Below are 15,080 nucleotides of genomic sequence, written 5' to 3'. Positions count from 1 at the left end.
CTGTCGGTCCTCATGGGTCGGTCCAGCGAAGGTACTGGGCGCGGCCACCGCGGTCAAGCGGCCGACCCGGGCCCCGCACGGCCCCGGTCGCCGGTCCGGCGCGCCCCGTGGTGGCGGCCCGGGGCAGGCGGGTCGGACGCGGCTCCGAGCGCTCGGCGCTCGCCCGGAGGGGGGCCGGTCGGGCTCAACTGCGTTCGCCTGGTGGGAGGTTCGGTCGACCGGGGAGTCAGTGGAGGTCGGCGGGGGCTTCGAAGCGGAAGCCGACGCCGCGGACGGTGTGGAGGTAGCCGGGGGCGGGGGTCTCGCCGAGCTTGCGGCGCAGCCAGGAAAGGTGGACGTCGATGGTCTCGGCGCTGCCGTAGCTGTCCTGCCACGCCTCGGCGAGGATCTTCCAGCGCGGCGCCGGCGTCCGTCCCAGGACTCGATGGTCATCCGGATCCGGCGGGCGACCAGGTACGAGCCTCCGGTCATCCACTCGGGGCCGTCGCCGGCGCCCACCCACACGTGCTCGGCGAGGTCGGCGTCGTCGGTGCCGGCCTTGATCTCCGCGTTGATGGTGGCCCTGTGCTGCCGGGGCCGATGTTCTCCCGCTCGGTGATGATCCTGCCTCCGCCGCCGTAGACGTAGACCTCGGTGACCTTGGAGCCCTCGTTCTGGATGGCGATCTCGACGTGCCCGGTCGGGAAGGAGGTCTTCGAGAGCTCGCAGGTGCTGTCGGTCGTGGTCACCCGCACCGGACAGACCGCGATCCAGGACGCCGACCGTCGTACGGTCATGCGGTCAGCCATCGGCGCAGCTTCCCTGCGCGGGCCCGGTCGACCCGCGGCGCGACGCGGCCGGCGAGCAGGCCCAGGCCGTACCCGGCGGCGGTGCCGACCGCGGCGCCGAGGGCGACGTCGTGCGGGTAGTGGACGCCGACCAGGACCCGCGAGACGCCCATCGCGACGGCCAGCAGCAGGGCGAGCGCGCCGAGGCGACGGTCGACCTGCCACAGCACGGCCGCCGCGGCGAAGACGATGACGGTGTGGTTACTGGGCAGCGACCAGTCCCCGGCGGCGGGACACGCTTCGAGAGTCCGCCCGGCGTCCAGCACCTGGCACGGGCGGGGCTCGCGCAGCACGGACTTGAGGAGCGTGTCGGCCACGAAGGCGACGACGACCACCAGCGGCGCGGCCAGTGCCCGGGCCACCGTCGCACTGTCGGCGCGCCGGGCGTGCCACCAGGCCAGGAGCATCAGCACGGCGACCAGCGCCAGGCCGTACGCGGAGAAGCCGGCGACGGTGTGCTGCACCGGTGCGGGCAGGTGCTGGGCCCACTGGTCGACGCTCCGGTACAGGTCGCCGTCGATTCCGCGGCCGTCGAGGGCGAGCGTGCTCGCGGGCCCGCTCATCGGGCCTTGGCCTGGCGACGGGAGCGCAGCACCTCCAGGACCAGCGGCAGCAGCGACACCGCGACCACGCCGGCGACGATCGGCAGCAGGTAGCGGTCGACGTTCGGGATCGAGGAGCCGAGCGCGTACCCGGCCGTGACCAGGCCGACCGTCCACACCAGGCCGCCGACGACCTGCCAGAGGGTGAAGGTGCGGGTGTTGACGCCGAGTGCGCCGGCCAGCGGGTTGAGGACGGTGCGCACCACGGGGACGAAGCGGGCGAGGACGACGGCCTTGCCGTGGCCGTAGCGGGTGAGGATCTCCTCGGCGCGCACCGCGCCTTCGTGCAGGTGCTTGTTGCGGGAGCGGGCGAGCAGGGAGCGGCCGCCGCGGCGGCCGATGAGGAAACCGGTCTGAGCGCCGGCGAGGGCGCCGACCGCGGCGGCGGCGAGGACCTGGCCGAGGTTCAGGTGGGGGCCGCTGTGGGCACCGGTGGTGCACAGCAGGCCGGCGGTGAACAGCAGCGAGTCGCCGGGCAGGAAGAAGCCGACGAGCAGGCCGGTCTCCGCGAACATGATCACGGCGATGCCCAGTGCGCCGAACGCGGCCAGCAGTGAGCCCGCATCCAGCGGGTTGACGGCCAGCAGGGCGGAGGAGGAGAGCATCGTTCGGTGCCTTTCCGAAGGGGGCGGCCGGTCGGCGGCGCCCGGCCCGTTCGCGGGACGGTCGTGCCTCGCGGTGGCCGGCGTCGTGTCCGAACAGTCAGGTCCAGCATGGCCGAGCGGCGCTGATGGGTTCCTGAAGACCTGAAGGTGCCTTCAGGAACCCCTGGATCGGGCCGCGTCCGTCCGCGTGGAACTTGTCGATCAGCGGACACCCGAGGCGGGCCGAACGTCTTCGGAGGGCCCGAGGCCGCAGGCAGGTGGTGACAGCGCGGGTCCGGTCGGGCGGGCGCTCCGTGGGGCGCTCCCGCCCGACCGGATGAGGTGGGCCCGGACGGTCAGGCGTCCGCGCGGGCCGGGCGGCGGGATCCGGCGGTGAGCCCGAGGACCGCCGCCGCGATGATCACAGCCAGGACCAGGCTGACCGGGCCGGTGCCGAGGTCGAGGCCGCCGCGCTGCCGACTCACACCCGCCCAGTCGGCAAAGCAGGCGCCGAGCGGGCGGGTGAGCACGTATGCCCACCAGAAGGCGAGGACCGGCGGCAGGCGCAGTGCGCGGTGGCCGAGCGCCGGTACGGCGATCAGGGCGGTGAACAGCAGGCCGGAGGGCAGGTAGCCCCAGCCGAGGGTGGCGGCGGTCAGGTCGCCGACGGCGGTGCCGAGGGCGAAGGTCGCCATCACCGCCGCCCAGTAGAAGACCTCGCGGCGCCCACCGCGGACGGTGTCGACCGCGAGGGTGCCCTCCAGGCGGCGCCACAGCCAGAAGACCGCGGCAAGCGCGATGGCGAACGCCGCGGCGGAGGCCGCGTACGGGACTCCGACGGCGACGTGCGCGACGTCGGCGGCCATGGTGCCGAACACGCTCACCATCACCACCGCCGCCCAGTACACGGCCGGCCGGTAGCGGTCGGCCCGGGCCTGGGCGTAGAGCACCGCCGCGAGCAGCACGGCGGCGCCGGCGACCGCCGGGACGGGGCCGAGGGTCCGGGCCAGGTAGTCGGAGGTGGTCTCACCCATACCGGTGGTGAGGACCTTCACCGCCCAGAATCCGGCGGTCACCGCGGGCACCTTGCTCCACGTCCCGCCGGTCGGACGGTCGTGGAGCCGGGGTGCACCGGCCGTCGTCGTGGCGCTCACAGCGGCGCACTCCTTTCGTGGCGCGGCCGTGGCCGCGCCGTCGGGTGACGGGGCGTCAGCCGCCGAGGACGGTGTTGGAGGTGATCGCGGAGGTGGCGCCGTCGACGGTGACCACGTGCCGGACGCCGTCCGGGCCGAGGACCACCGCCTGCCAGGCCCGGCCGCCGCCGGTGACGGACACCGCGCGCAGCGACTCGACCTTGCCGCCGGGCACCGCGGACGAGGCCTTGACCACGGCGTCCGCCGCGTCGAGTGACGGCAGCGGCGCAGGGGCCGGGGCCGGGCCGGCGTCGCCGTGCTCGTCGTTCTGCTCGCCGTCGCGGCCGTCCGCACGGGTGTGGTCGTGGCCGTGGCCGTGGTCGTGGCCGTGGCCGTCGGCGTGGGCGGAGGCCCGGCCGTCCCTCTCCTCGAAGCCGTGGTGCGCGGCGACCGCGACCGCGCTGCCGGCTATCAGGACCGCCACCGCGGCCGCACCGCCCCAGCGCGCCCTGCGCCCGGGCCGCCACCGCCGAACCGTCCCGGTCGGCACCTGCTCCTCCTGCGGTTCCTGGAATTCCTGCCCGCCCGCGGACTCGTCCACCGTGCTCACCCCGGTTCCCCGATGTCTCCGGGCACCGTGCCCGGTCGATGGGCCCAGCATGGCGAGAGGGGGCTGAAGGGTTGCTGAAGACCTGAAGACGCCTTCAGCTGTCCACGTCGGCGACCTGCCACCCTGGAGGTATGCGCGTACTGGTGGTGGAGGACGAACAGCGGCTCGCCCTGGCGATCAAGCACGGCCTGGAGGTCGAGGGGTTCAGCGTCGACATCGTCCACGACGGCCTGTCCGGCCTGGCCCGGGCCACCGACCACTCCTACGACGTGATCATCCTCGACATCATGCTGCCCGGCCTCAACGGCTACCGGGTGTGCTCGCGGCTGCGGGCCGCCGGCAGCGACGCCGGGATCCTGATGCTCACCGCCAAGGACGGCGAGTGGGACGAGGCCGAGGCCCTGGACACCGGTGCCGACGACTACCTGTCCAAGCCGTTCTCGTTCGTCGTCCTCATCGCCCGCCTCAAGGCGCTCGCCCGCCGGATCGGCTCCCGCGCCCCGCGGCGCACCGTGCTCGGCGACCTGGTCGTCGACTCCGCCGCCCGGGCCTGCACCCGGGCGGGTACGCCGATCGCGCTCACCCCGCGGGAGTTCGCGCTCCTGGACCACCTCGCCCGCCGCGCCGGCGAAGCGGTCTCCAAGCGGGACCTCCTCGAGGAGGTCTGGGACTCCGCCGACAGCGATCCCAACACCGTCGAGGTCCACATCAGCGCCCTGCGGCGCAAGATCGACGCACCGTTCGGCCGGAGTGCCGTCCAGACCGTCCGCGGCTCCGGCTACCGGCTGGCGGCCGACGGTGGCTGACCCACGGGCCGGGCTGCTCGGCTCCGCCCGCCGCCGCGCCGCCGGCGCCCTGCGGCAGATCACGGCCAGGCCCCGCATCGCCGCGCTGATCGCCCGTCTGGCACCCCGGTCGGTCCGCACCCGCACCACGCTCGCGGCGTGCGTCAGTGTGGCGGTGGTCCTCCTCGTCGCGTCGGCCGCCGTGCTGCTGCTCCTGCGGGCCAACCTGGTACGCAGTGTCGAGGCCGGGGCCCGCGAGCAGGCCCAGGTGGTAGGGCGGCTCGCCGCCGACGGCCACCTGCCGAACCCGATCCCGCTCGACCACGGCAGCGACTTCGTCCAGGTCACCGACACCACCGGCGCCGTCCTGGCGTCCAGTCAGAACCTCGCCGGCCGGCCCGCGCTCACCCCGACCGGCACCTCCGAAGGGCACGACACCTTCGACCTCCAAGCGCTCGGCGACGAGCACCACCAGCGCGTCACCACCCTCACCGCCGACACCCCCACCGGCCAGGTCACCGTCCGCGTCGGCGCGTCCCTGCACACCGCCGACACCGCCGCGGACCTCACCACCGCCGCCCTCGCCGCCCTCAGCGCCCTCCTCGTCACCACCGTCGGCATCGTCACCTGGCGTGCCACCGGCCGCGCGCTCCGCCCCGTGGAGGTGATCCGCTCGGAGGTCGCCGGGATCGGCGACCGCGACCTCGACCGGCGCGTCCCCGAACCCGGCAGCGACGACGAGATCGCCCGCCTCGCCCACACCATGAACGCCATGCTCGACCGGCTGGAGGCCGCCGGGGTCCGCCAGCGCCGCTTCATCGCCGACGCCTCCCACGAGCTGCGCAGCCCCCTCGCCGTCCTGCGCACCCAGTTGGAGGTGGCTCACACCCACCCCGACCCCGCCGTCCGCGCCACCATGGTCGCCGGCGCCCTCCAGGACACCGACCGGCTGCAGTCCCTCGCCACCGACCTCCTGCTGCTGGCCCGCCTCGACGCCACCGGCCACGACGGGCCACAGGAGGACATCGACCTCGCCGACCTCGTCCGCACGACCGCCGAGGGACGCCACGCCCAGCCGCACGCCGTCACCCTCGACCTCACCGACGGCCTCACCACCACCGGCAACCCGATGTGGCTCGGACGGCTGCTCACCAACCTCCTCGACAACGCCCAGCGCCACGCCCGCACCACCATCGCCGTGCGCCTCGGCTTCGACGCCGAGGCCGGACAGGCCGTCATCGACGTCACCAACGACGGGCCCGCGATCGACCCCGCCGGCCGCGAGAAGGTCTTCGAACGCTTCACCCGCCTCGACGACGCCCGCAGCCGCGACGACGGCGGCACCGGCCTCGGCCTGTCCATCGCCCGCGACATCGCCACCATCCACGGCGGCACCCTCACCATCGACGACATCGGTGCGGGCTGCACCTTCCGCACCCGCCTCCCCGCCCGGCGGGGACCCGCCACGGGCGACGGGGGCACGCGGCCCGGCACCGCATCGGACTGACCCCGTCCGCAGGGCGGCCAGCGCCCTGCCGTCCCGGGCCCAGGTGGCGAGCTGCTGCATGGCGAGTCAGTTCCTGCGGAGTTTGGTGAGGGTCTCGTCGATGTCGGCCTCGACGGCCTCGTCGATGAGCTGGCGGGCGTTCATCCACTCGTCGTTGAAAACGGTGTCCATGTACTTCTCGCCGCCGTCGTTGATGAAGGCGACCATAACGGTGTCCGGGGGCAGGGTGGTCAGGCGGGTCAGGGCGTCGTGGACGACGCCGCCGGCGGAGCCGCCGATGAGCAGGCCGGTGCGGCGGGCGACGACGCGGGCGGTGGCGAACGCCTCGATGTCGCCGACCTTGACGCCTTCGTCGATGAGGTCGTAGTCGACGAGCAGGCCGATGGTGGCGCCTTCGGGGGTGCCGGTTCCGGACTGGTAGTAGTCGTGGGCGGGCGGCCCGAACGCGATGGAGCCCTTGGGTTCGACGCCGACGACCGTGACGTCGGGAACGTGCTTCCTCAGCTCCCGGGCGGTGCCGCACAGGCCGCCGCCGGTGCCGACCGCGCCGATCAGCAGGTCGACGCGGTTGTCGAGGGCCTGGGCGATCTCCCGGCCGACGGGGTAGTAGCCGACGGCGTTGCTCGGGTTGTTGTGCTGCTCGGTGAAGAACGTGTTGTCCTTGCCCCGGGCCATGTCCTCGGCGAGTTCCTCGCGGGCGGCGGTGTGGAGCTCCTCGCCGTCGCCGTCCTCGTCGACGTGGACGAGGTGGGTGCCCATGGCCTTCATGCCGCGGAGCTTGTCGGCGGCGGCGTGGTTGTCGACGACGGCGGTGAAGCGGTAGCCATGCTCGGCGGCGACGACCGCGAGGCCGAGGCCGGTGTTGCCGGAGGTCGACTCGATGATGTGGCCTCCTCCTGGACGAGCCCACCGCCGGCCTCGACGCCGCCCTGCGCGACGACATCGCCGACCTCATCCGCGACCTCACCCGCCACGACGGCATCACCATCGCCCTCACCAGCCACGACCCCGACTTCGTCACCCGCTGCGCCGACACCACCCACACCCTGCACGCCCCCACCGCGCCCAGCGGAGGCATCCCGGCCCAGCACACCACCACGACCCCCACCATCCGCCTGGAGCCGGACGGCGACGCCGTTCTGACGGCCCGCTCCCTCACCGCGCACGTGGGCACCGGCCGCTCCCGCCGACAAGTCCTCACCGGCGTCGACCTCGACGTGCACCCCCGCACCCTGACCGCAATCGTCGGCCCCTCCGGGTGCGGCAAGACCACCCTGCTGCGCACCCTCGCCGGCCTCCACCCCGCCACCACCGGAACCGTCACCCTGGACGGCCGGCCGCTCACCGGCACACACCGCTCGCGCACCCGCGAACAGCTGCGCCGCGTCCAACTGGTGCCGCAGAACCCCCTCGGCGCGCTCAACCCCGCCCGCACCGTCGGCGCCACCCTCACCCGCCCGCTCACCCTCCACCGCACGGCGCCCCCCGACCAGCACCCGGCCCGGGTCGCCCAACTCCTCACCGCGGTCGGCCTGCCCACCGACCACGCCACCCGCCACCCGTACGAGCTCTCCGGCGGACAGCGCCAACGCGTCTCCATCGCCCGGGCCCTGGCCGCCGACCCCGACGTCCTGCTGTGCGACGAGATCACCTCCGCCCTCGACGCCGCCACCGCCGACGGCATCATGGCCCTGCTCCGCGAGCTGCGCGCCGCCCGGGGTCTCGCCGTCGTCCTCGTCACCCACGACCTGAACCTCGTGGCAGCCCACGCCGCCGACACCCTCCACCTCACCCCCGGCACGCAACCGTGCACGCCGCACCCGGCCGCACCCTGACCACGGTCCACACCGGTGTCGTCACCCGGATCCGGGTCAGTGCCCCCGGATCGCGCGGGAGGCCAGCTCCACGTACTCGTGCAGGCCGTAAGCGACAGCAGCCGCCGAGACGGTGCAAGCCAGCACCGCCAGGCCCAGCCCCGCGACCGCGGCCTGGGCGGAGGGCGCCGCGGGCCGGGTCGGCAGGGGCCCGAGGAGTGCCTGGACGCGCTGCGGGACCGGCCCCGTGCTCACCGACAGCAGCGGGCCGCGGGCCGCGCGGCCGGCGGACGCGCCGGCGAGGGCCGCACGCGCGAGGGCCGTCGCGGCCAGACGCCGGTCGCCGACCGCCTCGGCGGCGGACTCGTCGGCCCACCGCTCCAGGTGGAAGTCCAACACCGGGCCGAGAACCCGCAGGGCCGGATGGACGGCGGCGGCCAGATGGACCGTGACCGAGAGCAGGTGATGGCGCCCGGCGAGGTGGGCCCGCTCATGGGCGACGAGCACGCGGCGCTCACGGGCGTTCAGCACCTGGAGCATGGCGCGGGTGACGACAACGCGCCCCGCCCGGAGCCCTCGGCCCGGCAGGGCGAAGGCGTCGGGGTTCTCACCCGTCACCACGAGCAGGTCGCCCTCCGCCTCCGCGTCGGCCGTATCGGCCCAGGTTCGGGCCAGGAGCGAGCGGTGCCCCGACCAGCGACGCGCCACGAGAACGAGCTGTGCCGCAAGCACCGCCGCCGCGACGCCGGCCACCGGCAGAGCCGCCGGCCACGCGGCTGCGACCCGGGCGAGGGACAGGCCTTCGAACAAGGCGAGGAAGGGCACGTGGGCCAGGCCGACCAGGGCCGCCCCCGTTCCGGCGGCGGCGAGGACGGCCGCCCCCGTGATCGCCGCGCAGGCTTCCCTGGGAGGGAGGGCGGAAGCCATGCGCCGAGCGGCCGCCGCCGCGGCCCAGGGGAAGACCAGCGCCGCGAGGACCAGGACCAGGACCAGGACCAGCGTCATGGACCGTCCCCGGCGCTCTCGGCCTGCTAGAGGAGCGCACGCAGCAGGTCCTCGTCGTGGCCGGACAGCGAGGAGACGAACCGCTTGAGGACAAGGTCGCGATCAGCTTCCGCGTCGAGTGCACGATGCATCCGGCCTGCGGCAAGCCCTGCGGCGTCATCCGTGGGCGCGTAGGCGTAGCCCCGGCCGGAGCGGACCCGGACGAGGGTCCCCTTCTCGTGCAGGCGGATCAGGATGGTCGCCACCGTGGTGCGCGCCAGCGCCCGACCGAGAGCCCGGTTGACCTGCTGCGGAGTCATCGGCTCCGCGGAGGCCACAGCACGGCCATCACCTCAGCGGCGAGCTCGCCGTGCGGCCGTCTCGCCTCCGGGCTGCCCTGCTCCATCGTGCTCCGCCTTGTTCCCTCTGCCGGCCCGGCCCTTCGGGTGGCTGGTCGGGTATCCCTCAGCAAAGCCTACGGCCCGTGGGTCGGGCCGCCGCAGGAACCCGTCCCCGAGGCCCCAGGGGGCCGCGGAGATCGCCGCCCTCATGGGTGCCGTGTCGGTACGCGGCGGTGCCGGTGCGTTGCGGTGCCGGTGCGTTGCGGTGTGCCGGTGCGCCGCGGCGGTCAGCCGCAGTGGACGTTCTGGCGGTAGACGTACACGGTCTCTATCTCGCCGCCCCAGTCGATGCAGGTGCCGGCCGCGGAGACGTACACCGGGCCCGCGTAGGTGGTGAACTGGCCGTAGTCGCCGATCCAGTCCTGCGAGCCCGCCACCCGGACCAGTGCGTTCATGTACAGCGGAGCACCCGGGTTGTCGCGCACGTTCACGACGCAGTTCTTGCCGGTGGACCGGCTGTAGGTGAGGTAGACGGTCCCGTAGTCGCCGACCTCCAGGGAGTCGACGACGGTGTAGCCGCTCCCGCAGGCGCCGTTGTAGACGGCGGCCTCGGCCGAACCGGGCACGAGAACCACTCCGGCCAAGGCGGCGGTCGCGACCGCGACGGCGGTGGTGGCACGGTGGACGAGCTGGCGCATGAGAACTCCCTCGCACGGGGGCCGCGTCCGTGCGGCGCCCGGGCTCGGGCGGTGGCGCGACCTGTTGTGCGACGCTAGGTGATCATGGTCTCTCGCAGGTATCGCGGGGTAGCGCGTACACGCACCGGAAATCCGGCTGCCCCCGGCAACTCGGGCTCGCCCGGCAGGACCGACCCGGGTGCCGAGGCTCCCCACCGGCGCCGCCGGGTATGACGGGGATGAGACCACGGTGATATCTCCGCGCACCACGATGGCGTCCCAGGGCAAGGGCTCACCCGGCGGCCCACTGCCAACGGACCGGAAGAGGACGCAGGACGAGATGCGGAAGATGTGCAAACACCCGGCCATGAGTGCAACGGCGACCGCGATCGAGGCCGTCGGCGTATGAGTTCCGCCGTGCATCAGCGATCGACCGGCAGCAGTGCGGGAGTACGGCTGGCCGGCCTGGCCGGGCTCATATGCCTTGCCCTGACAGGTTGTTCGTCATCCGGGGAGCCGGCCCCTGAGGCGGTGCCGACCACGCAGTCTCCGTCCGCGCTCCCGGCGAGCGCCGATCCGCATCTTCCTATCGAGACGTATCTCTTCTCCGAGGCGGAGACGGAGAAGCTGGCCGGGGCGGGAGCCGTGCTGCGCAAGGCGTGCCTGCAGCGGTTCGGTCTCGACTACGCCGTCAGCCCCGCCGGCCCGCAGACCGGACCGCGCACGTTCACGGACCGCCGGTACGGCGTGACTGACCAGGCCGAGGTGGCGGCCAACGGCTACCACCTGGGTGACCGCGACCCGCGCACCCACCCGGTCCACCCGACGCAGTTCTCCGCCGAGCAGCAGCAGGTGCTCACCGGGCACCTCCCGGGGAAGACCGGTGCGGACGACACGAAGTTCGAGGTCAACGGCGTACCGGTACCACCCGGCGGCTGTTACGAGGAGGCGAAGCGGGGCCTGGCCGGTTCGGGGGAACTGGGCCCGAGCAGCGTGGCCCAGCAGGCCAACTTCCAGACCTTCAAGGCCAGTACGTCGGCGCCGCAGGTCACGCAGGCATTCGAGGCGTGGTCCGGCTGCATGAGGAACAAGGGCTACTCCTACCCCAGTCCGATGGATGCCATCAGCGACCCCCGCTTCCTGGGGGACTCGCCCACACCGCTGGAGATCCAAGTGGCGACGGCCGACGTGACCTGCAAGCAGCAAGTGGATCTGATCGCCACCTGGCTCGCGGTCGAGGCTTCCCTACAGAAGGAATTGATCGCACGGCAACCAGCCGAATTCGCGGCGGCGCTCGCGGCGAAGACCGAGGAACTCGCCAAGGCCGACGCCGTGCTGCGCGATCGATGAAGTAGTGGGCTGACACATTTTTCCCGTCCGGGCGTGCCCGACCTTCCCCCGACAGGCCGGGGGATTGCATACACGCCTGGAACGTCCATCAAGAGAGGACCAGAAGAAATGAACCGTACCCTCAAGCTCGCCGCAGCAGCCCTGGGCGCTGCCCTGCTCGTCCCCGCCCTCGCCACCACCGCGCAGGCCGACACCAGCGACTGTCCGGAAGGCGCATTCTGCCTCTTCTACAACTCGAACCAGCAGGGCTCCCACATGGTGGTACCGACGAGCATTCCCGACCTCGCCGGGTACACCTTCACCAGCCCCGGCAACGGCCGAGGGCAGCACGTCAAGAACAACGCCGCGTCGGTTGTCTCCAACACGTGCGTGACGGTCTGGGTGCACTACAACTCCAACTACAGCGGCCCGAGCGACATGTTCAACTTCCGCAATGCCGAGAACCTGGTCAACACGTACAACGAGAACGCCTCGGTGAAGTTCGCCCACGACTGCTGATCCCCACCCACCTGGAAACCGGGCCCCGGTACGCGCTCTCGCGTAGCGGGGCCCGGCTTTGGCGAATACCGCGGCAAGAGCAGGAATCGCGCCAAATCGCCGCACACCTGATCCACCAGCAGATTCGGAGCACCGACACTCATGAAGCGAAGCATCAAGCAGACTCTCGCCCGCGTGGGCGTCGCCGTGGTCGCCACGGCCGGCGCCGTGGTCGCCGTCCCCTCGGTGGCGCAGGCCGCCGACTACAACGGGGCTTGCGGTTCGGGCTACCGCGTCGTCGACTCGATGTCGCTCAAGGGCGGTACCGCGTTCCTGACGTACAACAGCTCGACCGGGCAGAACTGTGCCGTGACGGTCCGAGACAGCCCCGGCAGCCCGGTGTACGTGCTCGCATCCATCAGCCTCGCCACCGGGGGAAATCCCTGGTACAAGGACGGCGACTACTACGGCTCCTACGCCGGACCGGTCTACGTGCACGCGCCGGGCCAGTGCATCGACTGGATCGCCCAGATCGAATGGGACTCGGCACAGCAGCTCGATTCCCACTGCGGCTGAGGCGGTGGAGGTTCGCCGGCGCAGGTCGTTCTGACGGTTCGACCGCGCCCGACGGCCAACCTGCCCGCTGCCGAACGGAGTCGAGGCCGGCGAGGTCCTGCGGGTGGGACGGCCGTCGACTGCCGCCGGGCACCGGAGCGTCCCGCGCCCGGCGGCAGTGACGAGGCGCCGGCCGACGAGTGCCCAGCCGAGGACGCTCCGACATCCACGACAGCTCCTGCGCCCGTCCGGGAGCCGTGCACGGCGCAGGGCACCGCATCAGACCTCAGCGGCCCAGCGCGCACCCAAGGTCGGCGAGCGTGACCGGCCGTTCGGCGGCGGCGCGCCTGTCCTGCTGCGCCGGCACCACCCCGGGCCGCAGGCCGCCCTGCTCGCGAGCGAAGGCCCGCAGCAGGGCCGGGTAGCGGTACCGGCCGGGCGCGTCGGTGAGCAGCAGGTGTGCGTCGACGAGCCGTTCGAGCAGGTGCTCGGCAGCCGGCACCGGAAGGTGCAGCACCTGGGCGGCCTGCACGGTCGAGAGGGGGTCGTCCGTGGCCGTGGCGAGCAGCCGGAAGGCCCGGGCGGCGGCGGGCTCCAGTGCCCGGTAGCTGGGCTCGACACTGGCCCTGACGTCCAGGCTGCCCACCCGCAGTTCGTTCAACAGCATCAGCTGGTCGGCCATGCGGTCCGCGAGGTGCCGCATGCTCCAGCCGGGGCGCGCGCCCAGCCGGGCCGCGCAGATCCGCAGCGCCAGCGGAAGTCGTCCGCAGGCGGCGACCACCTGGGTGGCTGCCTGCGGATCGGCTGCCGACCGTGCGGTTCCGACCAGCCGCCGTAGGAGCAGCGCGGCCTCCGGCGCCGACGGCACGTCCAGTTCGAGCGGCAGTGCCCCGACCAGGTCGGCGAGTCGGTGGCGGCTGGTGACCAGCGCCGCGCAGCCGGGGTCGCCGGGCAGCAGCGGGCGGACCTGCGCGCTGTCGCGGGCATCGTCCAGCACCACCAGGACCCGACGGCCGGTCAGCAGCGAGCGGTAGAGCGAGATCCGGTCCTCCAGTCCGACCGGCACCAGGTCGGCGGGAACGCCGAGCGCGATCAGGAAAGTTCGGAGCACAGTGGCGGGAAGGGCCGGGCTGCCGTCCGTCCCGCGGAGCTCGGCGTACAGCGTGCCGTCCGGGAACGCGGTCCGGGTGGCGTGCGCGACCTGGCCGGCCAGCGTGCTCTTGCCGACGCCGGGCTGGCCCGAGATCACGGCGGTGAACGGCGCCGTACGGTCCAGGGCGGTCAGCCGTCCGCTGAGCAGGGACGTCTCCCGTGCACGACCGGTGAAGTCGGGCAGTGCCGGGGGTAGCTGACATGGCGTCACGGCGAGCGCCGGTCGACAGCGCGCGGTCCGGTCGGGCGCCGGGTGCCCGGCCGCGCCCGCGGCCGCCCCGGCCCCAGCGTCGGCGCCTGTGTCTGCTGCCGCGCCGGCGCTCGCGGAGTTGATGCCGATCGGCTCGGGGCGGGGCCGGGTCGGCCCGTCGAGGGCGGGGTCACCGCGCAGGACGCGCTGGTGAACCTCGCGCAGTTCCCTGCCGGGCTCGACGCCGATCTCCTCGATCAGTGTCTGCCGCACCCGCTGGTAGACGGCCAGCGCCTCGCTCTGCCGCCCGCTGCGGTACAGCACCGTCATGAGCTGGGCCCAGAGCAGCTCCCGCTCCGGGTGCTCGGTGGTGAGTGTCTGCAGCTCGGCGGCGAGTGCCCGGACGTCGCCGCCCAGCCGCAGCTGTGCCTCCAGCCTCGCCTCCACGGCGTCCAGGCGGGCTTCGGCCAGCCACCCGGCCTCCTTGCGGAGCAGCGCGTCCGAGGGGATGTCGGCCAGCGCGGGCCCGCGCCACAGCTGGAGGGCGGCGTCCAGCCGGGCGGCGGCGCGCTCGAAGTCCTGTCGGCGCAGCGCAGCGATGCCCTCGTCGCGCAGGACGGTGAAGCTCTGGAGGTCGAACTCCTGCGCGTCGACGTTGATCCGGTAGCCGCCCGCGGTGGTCTCGATCCGCTCACCCGCCGCGCCGAGCGCCTTGCGCAGCCGCATCACGTAGTTGCGCAGGGCGGCGGTGGCACTCCTGGGCGGGTGCCCGTCCCAGACGGCCTCCGTCAGGAACTGCGCCGACGTCGGCTGCCCGTGCCGGATCAGGAGCGCCGCGAGCAGCGCCCGCTGCCTGCCGCCGGGGACGGTACGGGTCTGCACTCCGTCACGGACCACAAGGGGCCCCAGGATCCCGAATTCCACTCGCCTGTTCTCCTGCGCCGTCGGTGCTCCGAGCGGTGCACGCGGGTTTTCCGGGCGCACCGTGCTGACGGACAAGATCTTGTGCGACGACTGGTTGTCAGGGCCGTCGAGTTGGTGATGGACGGTCATTCCCGTACAAGTGCAAGGCGTTCCGCTGTCCTGACAAAGTCCGTACAACGTCCTGACAACGCCCGAACACACCGTCGGACAGCCCGACAGCCCGACAGCCGGACAGCCGGACAACAACCGTGCACAGGGGCGACCGGACGTCAGCCGCAGTGGCTCCAGCCGCTGGTCCACGAGATGCCCGCGCAGGAGCCGCCGCCCCACTGCACGCAGACGTTCGCCGCGCTCAGGGCGGCCGATCGGGCGCGGTACGTGCCGGCGGTGCCGTCCGGCAACCGGCCGCGCCGCGCCGGACATTCTTCGCGCGCGCGGTGACTCCTCCGTCGCACCCGGCGGGCCGGATCAGGCCCTAGAAGGCTCGTGAAGATCTTGCTGAGGGGCTGTCTGGCTGCGGGCCGGGCGGCCCCTTCTGGTTATGCGCTGGCGGGGGTGAGGTGCCAGG

The 15,080-nt window shown here is 73.2% G+C and carries 15 protein-coding genes and 2 pseudogenes; 6 read left to right on the top strand and 11 right to left on the bottom strand.

Annotated features, from left to right (window positions below):
• Positions 1-226: 226 nt before the first annotated feature.
• The 6 genes and pseudogenes from ACIOFR_RS32050 to ACIOFR_RS32025 all read right to left on the bottom strand — a co-directional run.
• Positions 227-400: pseudogene (locus tag ACIOFR_RS32050) on the bottom strand (winged helix-turn-helix domain-containing protein); the annotation flags it as partial.
• Positions 401-411: 11 nt separating this feature from the next.
• Positions 412-537, bottom strand: a pseudogene (locus ACIOFR_RS32045) (deferrochelatase/peroxidase EfeB); the annotation flags it as partial.
• 235 nt (positions 538-772) lie between these two features.
• Positions 773-1,390, bottom strand: coding sequence for a phosphatase PAP2 family protein (locus ACIOFR_RS32040; protein WP_401002746.1), 618 nt, complete (start codon positions 1,388-1,390; stop codon positions 773-775).
• Positions 1,387-2,034: a DedA family protein gene (locus ACIOFR_RS32035; protein ID WP_401002745.1), complete on the bottom strand. Its 648-nt coding sequence runs from the start codon at positions 2,032-2,034 to the stop codon at positions 1,387-1,389. The genes ACIOFR_RS32040 and ACIOFR_RS32035 overlap by 4 nt, the downstream gene beginning before the upstream one ends.
• 335 nt (positions 2,035-2,369) lie before the next feature.
• Positions 2,370-3,167 carry a hypothetical protein gene (locus ACIOFR_RS32030; RefSeq protein WP_401002744.1) on the bottom strand — a complete coding sequence of 266 codons (798 nt, stop codon included), beginning with the start codon at positions 3,165-3,167 and terminating at the stop codon, positions 2,370-2,372.
• A 55-nt stretch (positions 3,168-3,222) separates the two neighbouring features.
• Positions 3,223-3,756, bottom strand: coding sequence for a hypothetical protein (locus ACIOFR_RS32025; protein ID WP_401002743.1), 534 nt, complete (start codon positions 3,754-3,756; stop codon positions 3,223-3,225).
• A 131-nt stretch (positions 3,757-3,887) separates the two neighbouring features.
• On the opposite strand from ACIOFR_RS32025, the gene ACIOFR_RS32020 reads away from it, so the two are divergent.
• Together ACIOFR_RS32020 and ACIOFR_RS32015 are read left to right on the top strand one after the other, a co-directional pair.
• Complete coding sequence (locus tag ACIOFR_RS32020; protein ID WP_401002742.1) at positions 3,888-4,562, top strand: response regulator transcription factor; 675 nt, start codon at positions 3,888-3,890, stop codon at positions 4,560-4,562.
• Positions 4,555-6,048: a sensor histidine kinase gene (locus ACIOFR_RS32015; protein ID WP_401002741.1), complete on the top strand. Its 1,494-nt coding sequence runs from the start codon at positions 4,555-4,557 to the stop codon at positions 6,046-6,048. Before ACIOFR_RS32020 ends, ACIOFR_RS32015 begins: the two co-directional genes overlap by 8 nt.
• Before the next feature lie 66 nt (positions 6,049-6,114).
• Here the strand turns inward: ACIOFR_RS32015 and ACIOFR_RS32010 are convergent, their stop codons facing one another.
• The gene (locus ACIOFR_RS32010) at positions 6,115-6,930 is read right to left on the bottom strand and encodes a cysteine synthase family protein (RefSeq protein WP_401002782.1); all 816 of its coding nucleotides are present in this window, start codon (positions 6,928-6,930) and stop codon (positions 6,115-6,117) included.
• Positions 6,931-7,214: 284 nt separating this feature from the next.
• On the opposite strand from ACIOFR_RS32010, the gene ACIOFR_RS32005 reads away from it, so the two are divergent.
• Entirely contained in the window at positions 7,215-7,883 is a 669-nt protein-coding gene (locus tag ACIOFR_RS32005; protein ID WP_401002740.1) for an ABC transporter ATP-binding protein, read from the top strand.
• A 36-nt stretch (positions 7,884-7,919) separates the two neighbouring features.
• Here ACIOFR_RS32005 and ACIOFR_RS32000 read toward each other — a convergent pair whose 3' ends face one another.
• From ACIOFR_RS32000 to ACIOFR_RS31990, 3 genes are all read right to left on the bottom strand, one after another.
• A complete protein-coding gene (locus ACIOFR_RS32000) occupies positions 7,920-8,867 on the bottom strand; it encodes a M48 family metalloprotease (protein WP_401002739.1) in 948 nt (315 codons plus the stop codon).
• 26 nt (positions 8,868-8,893) lie between these two features.
• Entirely contained in the window at positions 8,894-9,166 is a 273-nt protein-coding gene (locus ACIOFR_RS31995) for a BlaI/MecI/CopY family transcriptional regulator (RefSeq protein ID WP_401002738.1), read from the bottom strand.
• 308 nt (positions 9,167-9,474) lie between these two features.
• Entirely contained in the window at positions 9,475-9,885 is a 411-nt protein-coding gene (locus tag ACIOFR_RS31990; RefSeq protein ID WP_401002737.1) for a spore-associated protein A, read from the bottom strand.
• Positions 9,886-10,395: 510 nt separating this feature from the next.
• Here ACIOFR_RS31990 and ACIOFR_RS31985 point away from each other — a divergent pair.
• From ACIOFR_RS31985 to ACIOFR_RS31975, 3 genes are all read left to right on the top strand, one after another.
• Positions 10,396-11,214 carry a hypothetical protein gene (locus tag ACIOFR_RS31985; RefSeq protein WP_401002736.1) on the top strand — a complete coding sequence of 273 codons (819 nt, stop codon included), beginning with the start codon at positions 10,396-10,398 and terminating at the stop codon, positions 11,212-11,214.
• A gap of 108 nt (positions 11,215-11,322) precedes the next feature.
• The gene (locus ACIOFR_RS31980) at positions 11,323-11,712 is read left to right on the top strand and encodes a peptidase inhibitor family I36 protein (protein WP_401002735.1); all 390 of its coding nucleotides are present in this window, start codon (positions 11,323-11,325) and stop codon (positions 11,710-11,712) included.
• Between the two features lie 141 nt (positions 11,713-11,853).
• The gene (locus ACIOFR_RS31975) at positions 11,854-12,267 is read left to right on the top strand and encodes a spore-associated protein A (RefSeq protein ID WP_401002734.1); all 414 of its coding nucleotides are present in this window, start codon (positions 11,854-11,856) and stop codon (positions 12,265-12,267) included.
• A 265-nt stretch (positions 12,268-12,532) separates the two neighbouring features.
• Here the strand turns inward: ACIOFR_RS31975 and ACIOFR_RS31970 are convergent, their stop codons facing one another.
• Complete coding sequence (locus tag ACIOFR_RS31970) at positions 12,533-14,470, bottom strand: BTAD domain-containing putative transcriptional regulator (RefSeq protein ID WP_401002733.1); 1,938 nt, start codon at positions 14,468-14,470, stop codon at positions 12,533-12,535.
• Positions 14,471-15,080: the final 610 nt, after the last annotated feature.

It is taken from the genome of Kitasatospora sp. NPDC088346, assembly GCF_044740765.1.
Taxonomy (GTDB): domain Bacteria; phylum Actinomycetota; class Actinomycetes; order Streptomycetales; family Streptomycetaceae; genus Kitasatospora.
Note: the sequence above shows the minus strand (reverse complement) of the source record. Positions and strands in the feature narration are given on the sequence as shown.

Bases quoted from the DNA above. Each gene is read 5' to 3' on its own strand.
- ACIOFR_RS31995 (WP_401002738.1), bottom strand. From the start codon at position 9,166: ATGACTCCGCAGCAGGTCAACCGGGCTCTCGGTCGGGCGCTGGCGCGC.
- ACIOFR_RS31980 (WP_401002735.1), top strand. From the start codon at position 11,323: ATGAACCGTACCCTCAAGCTCGCCGCAGCAGCCCTGGGCGCTGCCCTG.
- ACIOFR_RS32020 (WP_401002742.1), top strand. From the start codon at position 3,888: ATGCGCGTACTGGTGGTGGAGGACGAACAGCGGCTCGCCCTGGCGATC.
- ACIOFR_RS31990 (WP_401002737.1), bottom strand. From the start codon at position 9,885: ATGCGCCAGCTCGTCCACCGTGCCACCACCGCCGTCGCGGTCGCGACC.
- ACIOFR_RS32035 (WP_401002745.1), bottom strand. From the start codon at position 2,034: ATGCTCTCCTCCTCCGCCCTGCTGGCCGTCAACCCGCTGGATGCGGGC.
- ACIOFR_RS32040 (WP_401002746.1), bottom strand. From the start codon at position 1,390: ATGAGCGGGCCCGCGAGCACGCTCGCCCTCGACGGCCGCGGAATCGAC.
- ACIOFR_RS32000 (WP_401002739.1), bottom strand. From the start codon at position 8,867: ATGACGCTGGTCCTGGTCCTGGTCCTGGTCCTCGCGGCGCTGGTCTTC.
- ACIOFR_RS31975 (WP_401002734.1), top strand. From the start codon at position 11,854: ATGAAGCGAAGCATCAAGCAGACTCTCGCCCGCGTGGGCGTCGCCGTG.